Source organism: Alteromonas sp. ABH4_453 (genome assembly GCF_056160665.1).
The window spans coordinates 95074-111118 of record NZ_JBSWXP010000010.1; the positions used below are offsets into that span (position 1 = coordinate 95074).

A 16045-nucleotide genomic window follows, 5' to 3' on the forward strand; every position below is an offset into this window, starting at 1 on the left:
CTGGCGGTAGGTATAAAAAGCTACGCCATTAATTATAACAATTTAAACTCGCAAACCTTTGACAGTACCTCTCCAGTCCTGTCTTAGGTTTGCACTTAAGTGGCAATCGATAAGCAGTTCACGTCGACAGTTACTCTTATAAAAATATCGGGACAACACCGCCGCAAGGCTTGTTAAAAGAACTATAAACGAGAGTAAAACATGCATACGTTAAACACACACAAGCGTCTGCTGGCGTTAACCGTAGCTATGGCGTTAAGTGCGCCAGCGGCCTTTGCTGCAGAAAATGTTTGGGAAAGTATTGAGGTTACCGCGCAAAAGCGCAACGAGAATATAAGCGATGTGGGTATCGCAATCACCGCCTTTTCAGGGGAGCAGTTAGAGGCGCTAGGTCTTGAAAGCAGTACCGAGCTTATTGCCTTTACCCCAGGCGTGTCGTTAGCCGGGGACATTGGCGGCCAACGCGCCATTTTCAATATTCGAGGCGTGGTGCAAAACGACTACGCCGATTTGGCTGAAGCGCCGGTGGCGGTCTATGTGGACGGCGGATATTTAGCAAGTACCCAAGCACAAACCTTTGGCTTATTCGATGTGGCTCGCATCGAAATTTTAAAAGGCCCTCAGGGAACATTATTTGGCAGAAACGCCACGGGCGGGCTGGTAAATACTATTACCGAAAAACCTACCGCCAACACCGAGGGCTATGCAGAGTTTACCGCAGCCCGTTTCGAACAATATCGTTTTGAAGGGGCAATATCCGGGGAAATAGCAGACGGCATTTATGGCCGATTTTCTGGGTTTACCAATCAGCAAGGTGAAATACTCGAGAATATTTATGAAGACGGTGCAGCACCCGATACGCGCTTGGGTTCAGTAGGCGGTGGTGAAGACGGCTACAACGACGATACTAAGGCGTTTCGTGCTCAGCTGATGTTTGATATTGGCGAGGAAGGCTCGTTACTTCTAAGCGGTAACTGGTCTGATACCACCAAAAGTGAAGGCCCGTATCAGGTGGTGAATACCACAGAAGTAAAAGATGCCGCGGGCAATGTGATAGATGTAATTTTCGCAGCCGACGATCCTCTAGGATGTGACACTATTCAGGCAGGCGTGTGCGTGGACGGTAACTTCAATGGTGACCCGTTTCGCCCTGTGCAAGGTGGTGACTTTAACGGTAACTTTGACCCTGACGGTTCGGGCAATAAGGTAAATAAAGACTTTGCCTTTGACGATCAAAACAAAATTAAGTCAAAAGGCTTAGCGGCGACACTAGACTATGCCTTCGAAGAGTTCGATTTCTTTGCGATGTCAGACTATAAAGAATTCAAACGTACGGTTGGTCTTGATTCTGACCAAACGGCGTCTCCTGAACTTATCTTCCAGTCAAATAGCACCATCGAACAGTTTAGCCAAGAGTTTCGTTTTTCAGGTGAAACTGCAGACTTAAAGTGGGTAGGGGGGCTTTATTACCTTTCTATCGACACAGATTATAGTCAAGGCCTAGCAGGTTCGCCCACAACCTTCTTCTTAGGTGGTGAAGAAAACAATACCTTAGTGGCGCTTGAAACCGAGTCATACTCTGCATTCGGGCAACTTGACTACAGCTTAACGGATGATTTGGTATTAGTAGGCGGGCTTCGCTACACCCGAGAGAGCAAAGATTTCATCGGTAACGTGTATCAGAATGAAAATACCGATGACCGAGTGATTGAGATTGACACCAGTACGTCTTCTTTGGAAATACTTTCGCAAAGTAACGATCAAAACTTATGGTCGGCAAAGCTACAGTTGGAATACAGCATTGGCAATAGTTTGTACTACGCGGGAATTAATCGTGGCGTAAAAGCGGGGAGTTTTAATGCGCCCTTATTCGGAGGGTTCAGCTTTTATGAACCTGAAGAGCTAACTTCCTATGAGGCAGGTTTGAAGCACAGCTTTATGCAGGGAAGCGGCGTGTTTAATGCCAACGTCTTTTACTATGACTACAACGATTACCAGTCTTTTTCGTGGGTAAATAATGCCGGTGTGGTGACGAATGAAGAGGCTTCGTTTAGTGGGGTAGAGCTTGAGGTATTTTTAACGCCGACAGATAGTTTAGACGTAATGGTTAACTTCTCGTATACCGATGCTGTGGTTGAAGACTTAGAAGTGGCTTCAGGTTACTTTGCCGATACTACGCCGCCATTTACCCCCGAATATCAGGCGTCCGCCATGCTTCGCTATAACTGGGGTGCCTTTAACGGCAATATGGCAGCGCAATTGTCAGCTAGCTATCAATCAGAAACCTTTCACAACGCGCGTAATTTTACCGCTCATCAAATTGATAGCTACGCCACTGCCGACACGCGTTTAACCTGGGTTGACGCTGAGGATAAATGGAGTCTAGCTGCCTATGTAGATAACCTGTTTGACTCTGACCATGAACTGATTGGCTTTGACGTGACGGGCTTTTATGGGACCAGCCAAATTTCCTATGCGAAGCCTAGGACATATGGCGTGACAGTAAGGCGTAATTTTTAATTTGAGTAGAAATGCGCTTTATTCCTATTGAATAAAGCGCATTACTAGCTCCAAAAAATACGCGTGGCTAGCCGAGATACTAAAAAGTACAAAACGGTATGTAGGTATTGTTTTATCAAAGCACGCGAAACGGCAGTGTTTTTGCTTTTCTTTTAGTCTGCCAGGCAAAGACGCTGCATGTAATAAGCTAAACGTAAGTAAAAGACTTCGCGAAGAGCGACTTTTTATCAATAAGCAACGTTTGTTAGATGTCACTATGCGCACTACAAACTCAACAAGGAAAGAGATCGTGGATAACACCAACAATCAACCCATGACAAAACCTTCCCATTACGATGGCGATTTATGGAACGAAGATTTAGCGCCAACCAGTAAAGCAACAAGAACCTGGGGGTGGAAAGATTATGCGGCATTATGGGTCGCTATGGTGGTGTGTGTACCTACATACCTCTTATCTGCCGGCCTAGTGTCTGAAGGCATGAATTGGTACCAGGCGGTGATTACCGTGCTGTTAGGCAACGTTATTGTACTGGTACCAATGATGTTAATTGGTCATGCGGGCGCTAAATACGGCTTACCTTTTCCTGTGTTACTGCGTAGCGCGTTTGGCACCAAAGGCGCGAAGATTCCTGCTCTGGCTCGCGGTCTTGTAGCCTGCGGGTGGTTTGGAATCAATACATGGGTGGGTGGCAGCGCGATATACGTTATTTTAAATAGCGTGAGCGGCGACGCTTTTGTGGGGCAGGCGCTGCCATTTTTAGGTATAGATATTACCCAAACTCTGTGCTTCTTTGCTTTTTGGGCAATGCACTTAGTTTTTATTAAACACGGTACTGAATCTATTCGCTGGCTTGAAACTTTTGCTGCACCATTTTTGATCTTAATGGGCTTAGCGCTTCTTGCTTGGGCATACATCAATGCCGGTGGATTTGGCGCTATGTTATCTACGCCATCGCAGTTTGTGGAAGGTGGAGCTAAAGAAGGCCAATTTTGGTCTGCTTTCTTCGCAGGCCTTACATCTATGGTGGGCTTTTGGGCAACCATGGCATTAAACATCCCCGATTTCACCCGTTTCGCTAAATCTCAAAAAGATCAAATGCTAGGGCAAGCTATTGGCTTGCCGTTACCTATGGCGTTGTTTGCCTTCATCGGTGTAGTGGTTACCTCTGCAACTGTAACCATTTACGGAGAAGCCATTTGGGACCCAGTGGCGCTTGCTGGCAGAATGGGCGGCATGGGCGTGGTCTTTGCACTGGCTGCCTTAGCGCTTGCTACTTTAACTACAAACTTAGCCGCCAACATGGTTGCTCCGGCGTATGGCTTTTCGAACATGGCGCCTTCAAAAATTAGCTTTAGAATGGGCGGCTATATTACCGCGGGGATAGGTGTGGCTATTTTCCCTTGGAAGCTGCTTGAAACCGCGGGTGGTTATTTATTTACATGGCTTACGGGATATTCAGCACTTCTCGGCCCAATCGCAGGTATTCTAATTGCCGACTATTTCATTTTAAGAAAATCGACGTTAAACATCGATGCGCTGTTTCAACACTCTGGCGAATACGGTGCGAACAACGGTTGGAACATGGCGGGAGTAGCTGCACTAGTTATTGGAATTTTGCCTAATATACCCGGTTTTATGCACGCGGCAGGGTTTGTAGACAGTGTACCCGCCATATTCGATACCCTTTACGCCTACGCGTGGTTCGTGGGGCTAATTATCGCCAGTATCGTTTACCTAACGCTGTCCAACAGAGTACCAATTACCATGCAGGCAAGAAGCGCCTCTTAGCTATGGGGTCAGAGTACTTTTCCATGAAATGTACTCTGACCCCACTGCTTCTATTTTCGCTTCATGTTTTCAAAAAGCGAAGGCTCCCATGGTCTCATTGCCATTAGTAAACCTACATGCTGGCGCTCTTCTATCGGTAAATCATTATCTTCACTGCTGAGCTTAGCTGCTTCTTGCCTAAGCTGCTCTAAGCGCCGCTGAATAATAGAAACCGAGGTTTGTGAGTAGCGACCTCGTAAGTAAAAGCGAAACATCCATGGTTCGTTTTTCTTTGGGTCCATAAACTTCACCATAACTTCCTGTTCCATAAATTTTTCTAGCGGGCCGCCAGGGATCCACCTAAAGTCTTGGGCAATAAGCAGCTTATAGCGGTTGTTCGGCAGTAGTTCGATAAGCCTAAGCTTGTCGAGGGTAGTCATTAGCTTAATGCCTTCAACTTCATCAATATCGTAATGTTCAATGAGTTCTGAAAAGCGCCAGCCGTCTCTTACACACACTGCGGCAAGCAGTAACTTAGGGTTAGCAAGCAGCTCCATTTCTTGTTGTTCAGACAGCTGCGAAATTTTCTCCTGCTGTTTTTGTGAAAGGCTAAATAAATCGCTTAATGACAAATTTAAGCATTCACAAATCTGCTCTAACTTATCAAGGCTGAATGCCTGCAACGAAAAGTTACGCTTTACACTTGCTTCGCTAACATCAAGCGCTTCTGCAAGCTGCTTATAGGTAAGTCGCTGTTCCCGTAAGCATTGTTTCAAGGTGTCGTACACAAGGCTGATTTGGCTCACGGTATTACTTTTTTATACTTGTGGTGTAATTTAATACTACATTAATCATTTTGGTTTACGAAATTTATTCTTGGCTCTAGTGTGGAAAGTGTTCAGACACATCTTGTCTTAACAAACTAGGAGCAAGTGATATGAAAAATACACGTTCAACATTGATGTTAACTGCACTATTAAGTAGTGCGCTTCTTACCCATTCTGCAATGGCAGATGATTCTTTTTATCATAGCGGCAAAGCCAGTAAGCACAGTGCATTAGCTGCCTCTGAAGGCTTGGCGACAACCGCTTCGGTAGCAAGTGCAGTCGTGGCAGTACCTGTGGTATTGACCGGGAGTGTGGTTGTAGCCGGAAGCGCGGTGGTAGAAAGCGCCGTGAATGCAAGTGCTCGCAACCTTCATCAGGCTAGCCATCAGTCTTCAGTGGCGGATAACCAACCTTTGGTGATAACCGAAACCATTATTACCGCTGATCCAGCTCCAAACCAAGTGGTTAGTACTAAGACCAAAGTGATCACGACCACAACTAATACTAAGCGGTAGGTTAGACATGAAAGCCTACATAACTTCAATCGGGTTTACACTTGTACTATTGATGTCTGGTATTCATGACGTATACGCGGGTAGTCAGCAGCACGGTAAGCCTACTTTTACGCCAGAAGCGATCGCTACTTTTTCAAAGAATGTGGAAAAGTATGCGGCAGTTGAAGGGGCCCGGGCATTTATTATTGCCAGACGTGGCAGACCTATTGAGGATATGCCGAAAGGCATACGCTTTACTCATACCGCTATTGCTATTTACTCAAGTATCCAGCTAAGCAATGGCGATACGGCTAAGGGCTATGCCATACACAATTTATATCAAGACGCAGAAAAGCAGGGCAAAAGTCATTTGATTACCGACTATCCTGTAGATTTCTTCTGGGGCGCGTATGCGCTAGAGGCAGGAATAATAATTCCTTCAGTAGAGGTACAGCAAGCGTTAGTGAATCTATATCGCGATGACAAAGCTAAGCTGCTTCACAATTCTCGCTATTCCGTAGTGGCAAACCCGTTTAATAGTGAACGTCAAAACTGCACGGAATACACCCTTGATGTTTTAAACGCAGCAATTTATTCAACCACTGATATTGCGCAGCTAAAGGTAAATGCTAAGGCCCATTTTGTGCCACAAAAAGTAAATATGAGCCGCGCGAAACTTGGCTTAGCAAGTATGTTCAGCGATGGCGTAACTTTGTCAGATCACGGTCGCAAAGTAGAAACCACCACCTTCGGAAGTCTTGCTCGCTATATGCAAAAGTACGATTTAACAAACAAGGCCGTTACGTTTACCCACACGGGTCAAATAGAGAATATTTAGGAGTTTTACTATGCTAAACATGAATAAACCCACTAAAGCGTTTCGAATCGCATCGCTAGCAGCACTAATTGTAGGCGTAGGTGCGTATTTCATAGGCTTGTACAACGCGCCTATGGCCCTTAATGAAAAAGGTTATTACTTCACTATTATGTTATTTGGCTTGTTTTCTGTAGTGAGCTTACAAAAAACGGTACGCGATAAAATGGAAGGTGTGCCAGCGACCAAAGCATACTTCCTTGCATCAGCTGTAGCTACTGCATCAGCCATCGTATTGTTGGTAATTGGCTTATTAAATGCTGAGCTTTTATTAAGTGAAAAAGGCTTCTTCGGCATGGCCTTCACTCTAAGCCTCTTTGCCGCTATTACGGTGCAGAAGAACGTTCGTGATAGCCAAACTGCAGATGAGTCACGCAACACAAAAAGCGATACTCAAAGCAGCGCTACTGAGCACGAAGACTCTCCCAAAGTGAAAGCCGCTTAAAAAATGGGGCCAGAGTACATTAAATTAATGGGGTCGGGGTCTGAGGTATCCCCACAAATAATTTAACGATATCAGTGAGATAAAAAAGATATGAACATTCATGACGTTTGGTGATCATATCAATCGCCAAACTTCACCGAGGTCAAACAGTCATGAATGCCCTATCTATTGTGAACAAAGTCGTTACGCTTGTCAGCTACAATATGCATAAAACGCGTCTAAATGCGGTCACGGCGTGCATCAAAAGTCTACTTAATGGAAGCGCTGCAACCGTAACCAGCATAGGTCGAGGAATTAGCACTAAAGCCTATGAAAAACATCGAATTAAACGTGCTGGAAGCTTGCTCTCAAACCCGCATTTATTAGGTGAAACACCGTTTATCTATGCATCTATTTGCCAACTATTTTGCAGCAGCACATCACGCCCTGTTATCTCAATCGACTGGTAAGATTTAGACGACCATAAAGCGCACTTCCTTTTGCGCGCGGCTTTAATTATGTCATAAGACATGCGTTAGCCCAGCGTTGTTGACCTTTCCGTGTTTCTTTAAATTCATCTTCAATCTATTAGTTCTTATCCATTCCCAACACATTTGAGTGAAACCTATTGAGGCTTCAAACTCTTACTACCCAGGTCAGTTACGTTTTGTAGGTCATCATTGATTTGAAATCATATGTGATCTTTTTGATGCTCTGAGAATTACCAAATAGATGTTTCACTAGGGTAGAAAAAGCTGTTGAATTTGCACTGTTCTCCTTACATGGAGTTTATTTTGAACTAGAGAAGGTAATAAATGACTGATCTTCAGCAAAACAAGAAGGTAGTGAAAGATTTTATAGAGCTAGTATTTAATCAACATCGAGTGGATGAAGGGGCCGAAAGATGTCTCGGAGATTACTATATACAGCATAATCCAAATGTTAAAGACGGATTACACGCTTTTATAGAGAATTTTAAGGAAACCTTTTCCACATATCCAGAGTCCCATTTCGAGATTAAACGAATGCTGAGCGAGGGGGATTTAGTGAGTGTTCATGCACACTGGGTATTCACTCCAGGAGAGAGAGGACATGCGGTCATGGATATTTTTCGTCTAGAAAACGGAAAAATCGTTGAACATTGGGACGTAATTCAAGATGTGCCAGAGCAATTAGCACATAGCAACACCATGTTTTAACAAACAAAAGCAGCTTAAATTGTGGCGCCACGTTATATTCCCAAATCGCTCGCTTTTTTCTATGATTTCAAAGACAGAGCGTCCATGCGCAAGCTTAACGTACTTATCTACAAATACTTCCGACTCGAAGCTAAACGCCTTTTTCAACACCAATGTCGAATTGATTCAATTCGAGAGGTTGCGTATTCTCGACGTACTTAATGAAACAACTGCTAAAGGTAATAAACGCTGTGTGTGAACTTTTAGGCATGAGTGCGAACACTCCTACTGACCTATGTTTTAGCTTTACCGGGTTAACACGTCGTGGTGGTGAAACCGGGCCGCATAAGGACGGCTGGGGCGTTGCCTTTTACGAAGGTAAGGGCGTGCGTATGTTTCACGATCCCGAGCCTTGCGCCACATCACCCATCGCTGATTTTGTTTCGAAGTTGCCTATAAAAAGCAAGAATGCGATTTGCCATATTCGTCAGGCTAATGTGGGTAACATTAACTTAGCTAACACGCATCCCTTTACTCGCGAACTGTGGGGGCGCTATTGGGTGTTTGCACATAATGGGCAATTACCCAACTTCTCACGTCGAGCAGGTATTTATGAAGCGGTAGGGGATACAGATAGCGAAGAGCTTTTCTGCGATATTATGAATAACGTTAGGCAAAACCTTCCACGAGACGCTATGCCTGAGCAGTTAGCTGAAACGTTAGTTTCACTTGCAAAGGAGTACGCTCAGCAAGGTGTATTCAATTGCTTGCTGAGCAATGGCGACTGGTTATTTACGTTCTGTAGTACAAAGTTAGCTAGCATTACCCGCAGAGCACCTTTTGGCCCCGCTTGTTTGAGTGATGTAGAGGTGGAAATTGATTTTGCAGCTGAAACCACGCCAAAAGATGTAGTGAGCATTATTGCTACTGAACCGCTAACCAACGATGAACAGTGGGATATCTACGAACGGGGTGAGTGGAAGCTATGGCAGGAAGGCGAAGTCATAGCCTCGGGTAAAGTAGATGTCCCTGAACACAAAAAAGAAGCCGAGATGGTAGCGCCCGACCCGTCACTTCACGACTAATCACGAATTGTGGGGTCAGAGTAACTTTACCGGCCCCGCACTTTAAAAGCCGGCGCTTGGTTGGTAAGCCGCTCAATAATGTACTCTGACCCCAAAACTCGGGTTATCCCAATACTTGGGTGATGGCTTGTTTCACTACTTGGTAGCGGGCGGGTAGAGCGCTGTGGGGTGTTTGAACACTGTATAAGGGCTCGGTTACCTCGTTTTTTGCTTCGTAAACAGTAAGTTTGTCGGCAAATGATACAAATTCTAGCGTGCTGGTGGGTAGCACGGTGTAACCTAATCCTTCGCTTACCGGCAGTAGAATTTGCGAAAGTTGATTGATATAGCCGGCGTGTGGCAGCTTATTTGGATTAATCTTGACTAATTCAGGCTCTCCGCAATCGTTAAAGTAGCGCTGTAAGTAGTGCATGGCGTCAGGGTGATTTATAAGTCCTAAATGGTTGATGACGCCTTTTAATGTAGCAGCATCAAATGTTTCAGGCAGACTACGCGGTAGAATAAGCCCCAACGCTTCCTCGCCTAAGTACTCGCTGTGTATATCTTCACTCTCTGGCTGGTTAGTCACAATGCCAAGCTCAAGCGTATTGTTCGCTATGCCTGACAAAATTGTGCGTCGAGGCGCAACTTCGACGTGAATGTTAAGCGTGTTATGCTGCTTTTGTAGTGCCAACAAGGCAGGGTAAATACGCTGTGCGATAGCGCCTGAACAGGCCACTACACACTTTCCTTCAAATGGCGCGTCAAACTTTAAGCTGGCAATAAAATCTTGCTCTTTTATCTGTTGCTCTTTGGCGTATTGATAAACCCGCTGACCCTGCTCTGTAAGCTGAATCCCTTTGCCTAAACGAACCACCAATTCGCACTGACATACTTCTTCTAGTTTTTTCAGGTGCTGGCTTACCCCGGGCTGCGTCATAAATCGCTGCTCAGCGGTACGAGTGAAATTTCCCGTTTCTACTAGAGTAATAAAGGTGTCTAGCCAAATAGGGTTAATCATTTTGGTATAACCTAAATTTATCAAATTGAGAAAATATCATAATTTCAAGTTTTCTCATTGTCTAGCTACTATGTATCCATATTCACTTAAGCGCTATTTTCGATTAGCTAATTTTTCGAGGCTTCGGGTAGCTATTGTAAGAAACGCTATCTAACTAAACCCTGAAATAGGCAATGTTGTAGACGCTTAAGCCATTTTGATAACTTGCACTACAAAGGAGTAAGTGATGTCTGAAGCAGTAAAAACACCGTATCCACGTACGTTTTCTCATATAGGTATTTCAGTACCTGACTTAGAAGCTGCTGTGAAGTTTTATACCGAAGTACTTGGCTGGTATCTCATCATGAAGCCAACCGAAATTGTTGAAGATGACTCGGCCATTGGTGAAATGTGTACCGACGTATTCGGTGCAGGGTGGGGAAAATTCCGCATTGCGCACCTTTCAACAGGTGACCGTGTAGGCGTTGAAATTTTCGAATTCAACAACCAAGAAAACCCAGAAAACAACTTTGAATATTGGAAAACCGGTATCTTCCACTTCTGTGTTCAAGATCCAGACGTTGAAGGCTTAGCAGAAAAGATTGTTGCCGCTGGTGGTAAGAAGCGAATGAAGGCGCCGCGTTATTACTATCCTGGTGAAAAGCCTTACCGCATGATTTACATGGAAGACCCGTTTGGCAACATCCTTGAAATTTATAGCCACAGCTATGAGTTGCATTATGCAAGCGGTGCTTACGAGTAAGCGTTAGTGACTAACGCTAATTAGGTATTGCTTCAAGCAAATACATAACAGGCTTTAAGCACGCAAAAGGCGAGGGCGAAACAAGCAAGAGCTTGTTCAACGCACCTCGCCTTTTTTGTTCTTTAACTGCTGTTGAAACGTGAGATTTTATCCGAACTGACCTGATACATAAGGGTTGGATGCCTTTTCTGTGGCTACCGTTGTAGTAGGGCCATGTCCAGGGTAAATCGTCATATCATCAGGTAACACCATAATTTTTTGCTTAATAGAGTCGATAAGCTGCTGATGATTTCCCTGCGGAAAATCAGTTCTGCCAATAGAGCCTGCAAATATGACATCCCCCACAATAACTCGATTGCTCGAACGCTCTACCAACACCACATGACCAGGTGTATGACCGGGGCAATGCAGCACTTCTAACGTTAAATTGCCTACTGAAATGGTGTCGTTGTCATTTAACCACTCATTGGGGGCAAAAGGCTGCGCGGGTGGAAAGCCAAACATCTGGCTTTGCTGCATAAGTGCATCTAACCAGAATTTGTCGCCTATGTGAGGTCCAATAATAGGCACACCGTAGTGCTCGGCAACGGCGACTGTGCCGCCAACGTGATCGAGGTGGCCGTGAGTCAGTATGATTTTTTCTATACTCACGCTCTTACTTGACGCCGCAGCAATGAGCTTTTCAATATCACCGCCAGGGTCCACAAACGCACCTTTGTTAGTAGCTGGGTCCCAAATTAACGAGCAGTTTTGGGCAAAGGGCGTGACGGGTATAACTTGAATTTCCACTGTTTAACCTTTTGATTTTTTGTTGCTTAGAGCGAGATGAAAAAGCGCAAAATAAAGCAGTGCGCCAACCGCTAATTCACCTAATAAAAATAGCCATGCGTTCGTTGACGATTGTGCAATAGACCATGCACAAACCGTTAATGCAGCAAAGGGTATCAAACGTTTCAAAGGGTTTATAGCATTAGCCTGTGAGTCTGTAGTAAGGTCAGAGTTTCGCCCATGTTCATCTTGTAGCGACCCGTTTTGCAAAGAGCACCCTTGTGAACTCTCCCCCTGTGAAGAACCCCTTTTTAAATAAGCCCTCTGCGCTTTTATTAACACCACTACACACATTGCATATACTACTAGCCGCGCCAGCACACTTGAAATTGCCAGCCATACAAAACTGCCGGTAAGCGCCATGGTACCGGCAAAAATCCCCAATATCGTTATGGAAACGGCTGGAGTTGCAAAGGTCGAGTGAATCTCTCCTAGCTTATCACCTAGTCTACCTGGAATAAGCGACTGCCGCGCCATAGAGAACGTAAGTCGAGAGGTAGATATCATATTCGCCAACAAATTACCGGCAACCGACACCACGGCAGTTAGCGTCATTATAAGCGCCCCGGTTTCGCCAAATATCAGATTGGCGAGTGCGATAAGCGGTGCGCTATCCGGCTTTACAGGCCCTACTGTGTGCCAATAAAGCCACTGTACGCAAAAGTAGAATATGGCAATGCCTGAAACCGTAAGCATCAACGCTCGAGGAATGGTCTTTTTCGGTGAATTAGTCTCGCCGCTGGTCACCACTACCGTTTCAAAACCAATAAAAGCGTAAAGCGTAAGCAGGGCACCGGCCGATATGGTGTCAAATGCAGGCACAACGGCTTCCGAAGAGCTTGTTAACGCAGTAGAAAAGTCGAGTTGCCAGTAGCCAACCGCAATAAGCGCCACAAAGGGAAGCAGTTTTAGCACTGAGATAGTATCAAGCGAACGCATGGCGGCCTTAAGACCAACAACATTCACCACAATTAATGCTGTAGAAAGCGAGATAATCGCGAATGACTTGCCTGTTCCTTCATTAAGTTCGGGCCACACATAGCCGGCGTACAGCAATAACACGTGCGTGTTGGCGGCAATCGCGGTTGCGCGAGCTAAATAGTAAATAAAGCCAGTTTGAAACGCCGCTGCGTCTCCGAAGCCTTTCTGGGCGTACACCACAGGTCCACCGGTTTCGTGGTACAGCGCCGCTAGCTGCCCAAAACACCACACAATGGCCAGCATTAGCGCGCCAAAAATCAAAAAGATGTAGGGGCTGAAAGCACCAAGCTCTGCGGCCATTTTAGCGGGCAGTGCAAAAATGCCTGCCCCAATAAGACCATTTAATACCAAAAGGGCAGCGCCAATGCCGCCAATCCCTTTGGTTAACAGGCTTTTGTTTTCGCTACTCATTTAGAAAAAACTTCTTCTCCAGCCACATAGGTGGCGTGTACTTCGGTTTTCCAAATGTCTTTGGCGTCTATGCTGAAAATATCTTGGTCTACCAAAATGAAATCAGCCCACTTGCCTGGGGTTAACGTACCTAAAGTATCTTCCATATGCCCTGCATAGGCAGCATCTAGCGTAAAGCCTTTGAAGGCTTGTTCAATGGTTAGTGCCTCGTGAGCATACCAGCCTTTTACTGGTTGATTATTTCTGTCTTGACGCGTTACCGCAGCGTGAAGACCGTAAAACGGGTTAGCAAGCTCTACAGGAAAATCTGAACCTAAGGGTAGGGCAATTCCTGAATCAAGTAGCGTTTTCCATGCGTAAGCGCCTTTCATTCGGTCTTTGCCAATACGATCTTCCGCCATGTTTTTATCGCTGGTAGCATGCGTTGGCTGCATGGAAGGAAGAACTTTCAGCGACGCAAAACGGGCTAGGTCGTCAGGAGCAATAACTTGCGCGTGCTCTATGCGGTTGCGCAACTCGCTGCCGCCAATATTTTTAAACGTAGTTTCAAACTCGTTTAGCGCAACATGATTAGCTTTATCGCCAATAGCGTGATAGTTAAGCTGGAAGCCCGCACCAATAACCGTGGTGAAAAGCTGTGTCATATCTTCTGGCTGAGTTAACAGTAATCCATGTTGACGGGGCGCATCTGAGTAAGGTTCGAGTAATGCTGCACCCCGACTACCTAGGGCACCATCGCCATAGGCTTTCACTGAACGAATATACAAAAAGTCGTCTTCATCACGAATTGCACCGTTGCTCAACATTGTTGAAAGTTCAGGGTCAGTCGCGCTCACCATTGCATAAATACGTACAGGTAAATCGCCTTCTACCGCTTCTTTTAAATAGAAGTCGTAAACGTCTCTGCCCACACCAGCATCGTGCATTGACGTAATGCCATTTGCTAGTAAGTGCTCACCTGCGGCATTCAATTGCTGCTCGTATATCGCGTTACTGGCTGTTGGTAAGTGTTCTTCGATTAACAGCGATGCGTTATCAATAAATACGCCTGTAGGATTGCCGTTGGCGTCTTTGATAATTTCACCGCCGACAGGCGCCTGGGTGTCCTTTGTGATGCCAGCTAACTCCATGGCTTTTGTGTTAACCCATGCCGCATGACCGTCTACGCGAGTAAGCATTACAGGTTTATCAGAAACAACTTTGTCCAAATCCGCAGCGGTTGGAAAGGCTCGGTCAGACCATAACTCTTGGTTCCATCCCCGCCCGGTGATCCAAGATTGTTGTCCGTTTGCAAAGGCGTATTCGGCAACCATTTTAGCTGCGTCTTGGGCACTTTTACTTTCTCGCAAGTCTACTTCTAGTAAGTTTGCTCCTAAGCCGAGAAGGTGGCCATGAGCGTCGATAAGACCAGGCAGCATAACTTTGCCTTTGCCGTCTATGGTGTCATCAACAGAGGTTTTACCTTTATCTACGTCTAGTGCAACGACCTTACCTTCGTCCAAAAGAAGATTTTTAAAAGTTTTGAGTTCACCCTTTTCATTTAAGGTGTAGCCTTTTACGTTCTCAACAAGCGTTGCAGCATCCACTGTAAGCGTGGTGGTCATAGCGCCTAACGTTGCCGCTGTTGCAAACGTTGTGGTTAGCAATTTTGAAAGCGAGTGCTTTTTAAATGTCAGTGCCGACAATGTAGAGTTCATAGTGAGTTTCTGCCTTTTTAATTTCTATTTTATTCTTTGTTTTTTTAGTTTTTATACCGAGCTGCTAGAGTTTCAATAGCTGCGCACTAATGCAATGCTAAGCCTCAACACGCTCGTTGTCTTCAAATTCGTCTGCGTCATCAAGGTCAAGAATGGGAGGCTGCAGCAAAAAATCTCTCTCCCAAATCTTAGCCATACTCGACTGACTAATGTTGCCACCACTCAATATAACAAGAGCGGTTTGCCCAGGTGGAGTGTTGGCAGCCCAAGCAGCTACTGCCGCCATGGTCATCGCGCACGTGGGCTCTATATGAAGCTTCAATAAATGATGTAGCCATTGGGTCCAATAAGCAATTTGCAGCTCATCCACTTCGTAGAAATCATCTATTTCTTGCAGTATAGGAAACGTTACATCACCAACAGAAGGCGTGGCTGCGCCGTCTGCTAAGGTGTCAGGAGTATGTTGCAACGACACTATCTCACCCGCCTGTAGAGACATAGACGCATCATTCGCTTCTGCGGGCTCAGCGCCAATGACCAATGCATTTGGCTGTAGTACACTAGTTGCCAGTAATGCGCCCGACAATAACCCTCCGCCACCACACGGCGCAAAGACAGCATCCACTTCACCTATCTCGTTAAGCGCTTCTAACGTTGCCGTGCCTTGTCCTGCCACAATATCTTTGTGGTTAAACGGCGGTATCCAGACCGTGTCTGGTGCTTTTGACGCTTGCTCGACAGCCGCATCTGCTTCTGGACGGGTAGGGAATAGTTTTAATTCAGCACCATAGCTTTGCGTAGCGGCAGCTTTAATTGGCGAAATGGTTTCACTTGCAAAAATAGTGGCCTTAATACCAAAGTGAGACGTTGCATAGGCTACTGCCTGAGCATGATTTCCAGAACTATTGGCGACCACATGCTTCGGTAAACGACCTTCCTCTTTCAACCGGGCTAAAAAATTCATAGCGCCGCGAATTTTGAATGCCCCAATGGTCTGTAAGCACTCCGCTTTAAACAGAATGCGGTTGCCCATCCATTTGTTGAGCAACGAAGATTCAACAATTGGCGTTTTCTTTACGTCGCCTTTTATACGTTTATAGGCTTGTTTAATGTCTTCGAAGTTTGGGGAAATACTCATTAAGTAACGCTCTTTTCATTTTGGTTTTTTTATGGGGTAGCGCCGACAATGGCCTTTAGGCACTAAAAGGAAATCGGA

At 45.4% G+C, this 16045-nt stretch carries 15 protein-coding genes; 9 read left to right on the forward strand and 6 right to left on the reverse strand.

Going from position 1 to position 16045, the window contains the following annotated elements:
- Positions 1-201: 201 nt before the first annotated feature.
- Both ACXAGV_RS18110 and ACXAGV_RS18115 read left to right on the forward strand, forming a co-directional pair.
- The gene (locus tag ACXAGV_RS18110; RefSeq protein WP_474874429.1) at positions 202-2520 is read left to right on the forward strand and encodes a TonB-dependent receptor; all 2319 of its coding nucleotides are present in this window, start codon (positions 202-204) and stop codon (positions 2518-2520) included.
- A 289-nt stretch (positions 2521-2809) separates the two neighbouring features.
- Positions 2810-4309 carry an NCS1 family nucleobase:cation symporter-1 gene (locus ACXAGV_RS18115; RefSeq protein WP_474874430.1) on the forward strand — a complete coding sequence of 500 codons (1500 nt, stop codon included), beginning with the start codon at positions 2810-2812 and terminating at the stop codon, positions 4307-4309.
- A gap of 50 nt (positions 4310-4359) precedes the next feature.
- Here ACXAGV_RS18115 and ACXAGV_RS18120 read toward each other — a convergent pair whose 3' ends face one another.
- Positions 4360-5094, reverse strand: a complete 735-nt coding sequence (locus ACXAGV_RS18120) for a helix-turn-helix domain-containing protein (RefSeq protein WP_474874431.1) — start codon at positions 5092-5094, stop codon at positions 4360-4362.
- 131 nt (positions 5095-5225) lie between these two features.
- Here ACXAGV_RS18120 and ACXAGV_RS18125 point away from each other — a divergent pair, with 131 nt between their 5' ends.
- The 6 genes from ACXAGV_RS18125 (at position 5226) to ACXAGV_RS18150 (ending at position 9170) form a co-directional block, all read left to right on the forward strand.
- Complete coding sequence (locus ACXAGV_RS18125; protein ID WP_474874432.1) at positions 5226-5630, forward strand: hypothetical protein; 405 nt, start codon at positions 5226-5228, stop codon at positions 5628-5630.
- A gap of 7 nt (positions 5631-5637) precedes the next feature.
- On the forward strand, positions 5638-6447 hold the full coding sequence (locus ACXAGV_RS18130) for a DUF2145 domain-containing protein (RefSeq protein WP_474874433.1): 810 nt from the start codon (positions 5638-5640) through the stop codon (positions 6445-6447).
- A gap of 10 nt (positions 6448-6457) precedes the next feature.
- Positions 6458-6928 (forward strand): inner membrane protein YiaA, encoded by a 471-nt coding sequence (gene yiaA / locus ACXAGV_RS18135; RefSeq protein WP_474874434.1) that lies wholly within the window; start codon positions 6458-6460, stop codon positions 6926-6928.
- A 152-nt stretch (positions 6929-7080) separates the two neighbouring features.
- A complete protein-coding gene (locus tag ACXAGV_RS18140; protein WP_474874435.1) occupies positions 7081-7377 on the forward strand; it encodes a hypothetical protein in 297 nt (98 codons plus the stop codon).
- A gap of 345 nt (positions 7378-7722) precedes the next feature.
- The gene (locus ACXAGV_RS18145; protein ID WP_474809605.1) at positions 7723-8106 is read left to right on the forward strand and encodes a nuclear transport factor 2 family protein; all 384 of its coding nucleotides are present in this window, start codon (positions 7723-7725) and stop codon (positions 8104-8106) included.
- A 230-nt stretch (positions 8107-8336) separates the two neighbouring features.
- Entirely contained in the window at positions 8337-9170 is an 834-nt protein-coding gene (locus tag ACXAGV_RS18150) for a class II glutamine amidotransferase (RefSeq protein ID WP_474874436.1), read from the forward strand.
- A gap of 103 nt (positions 9171-9273) precedes the next feature.
- On the opposite strand, the gene ACXAGV_RS18155 is transcribed toward ACXAGV_RS18150, so the two are convergent.
- Entirely contained in the window at positions 9274-10170 is an 897-nt protein-coding gene (locus tag ACXAGV_RS18155) for a LysR family transcriptional regulator (protein WP_474874437.1), read from the reverse strand.
- 226 nt (positions 10171-10396) lie between these two features.
- Here ACXAGV_RS18155 and ACXAGV_RS18160 point away from each other — a divergent pair, with 226 nt between their 5' ends.
- Entirely contained in the window at positions 10397-10912 is a 516-nt protein-coding gene (locus tag ACXAGV_RS18160) for a lactoylglutathione lyase family protein (RefSeq protein ID WP_474874438.1), read from the forward strand.
- A gap of 147 nt (positions 10913-11059) precedes the next feature.
- Here the strand turns inward: ACXAGV_RS18160 and ACXAGV_RS18165 are convergent, their stop codons facing one another.
- The 4 genes from ACXAGV_RS18165 to ACXAGV_RS18180 form a co-directional block, all read right to left on the reverse strand.
- The gene (locus tag ACXAGV_RS18165; protein ID WP_474874439.1) at positions 11060-11701 is read right to left on the reverse strand and encodes an MBL fold metallo-hydrolase; all 642 of its coding nucleotides are present in this window, start codon (positions 11699-11701) and stop codon (positions 11060-11062) included.
- 3 nt (positions 11702-11704) lie between these two features.
- A complete protein-coding gene (locus tag ACXAGV_RS18170) occupies positions 11705-13132 on the reverse strand; it encodes an APC family permease (RefSeq protein ID WP_474874440.1) in 1428 nt (475 codons plus the stop codon).
- A complete protein-coding gene (locus tag ACXAGV_RS18175; protein ID WP_474874441.1) occupies positions 13129-14829 on the reverse strand; it encodes an amidohydrolase in 1701 nt (566 codons plus the stop codon). The genes ACXAGV_RS18170 and ACXAGV_RS18175 overlap by 4 nt, the downstream gene beginning before the upstream one ends.
- A gap of 97 nt (positions 14830-14926) precedes the next feature.
- Positions 14927-15967 carry a serine/threonine dehydratase gene (locus ACXAGV_RS18180; RefSeq protein WP_474874442.1) on the reverse strand — a complete coding sequence of 347 codons (1041 nt, stop codon included), beginning with the start codon at positions 15965-15967 and terminating at the stop codon, positions 14927-14929.
- Positions 15968-16045: the final 78 nt, after the last annotated feature.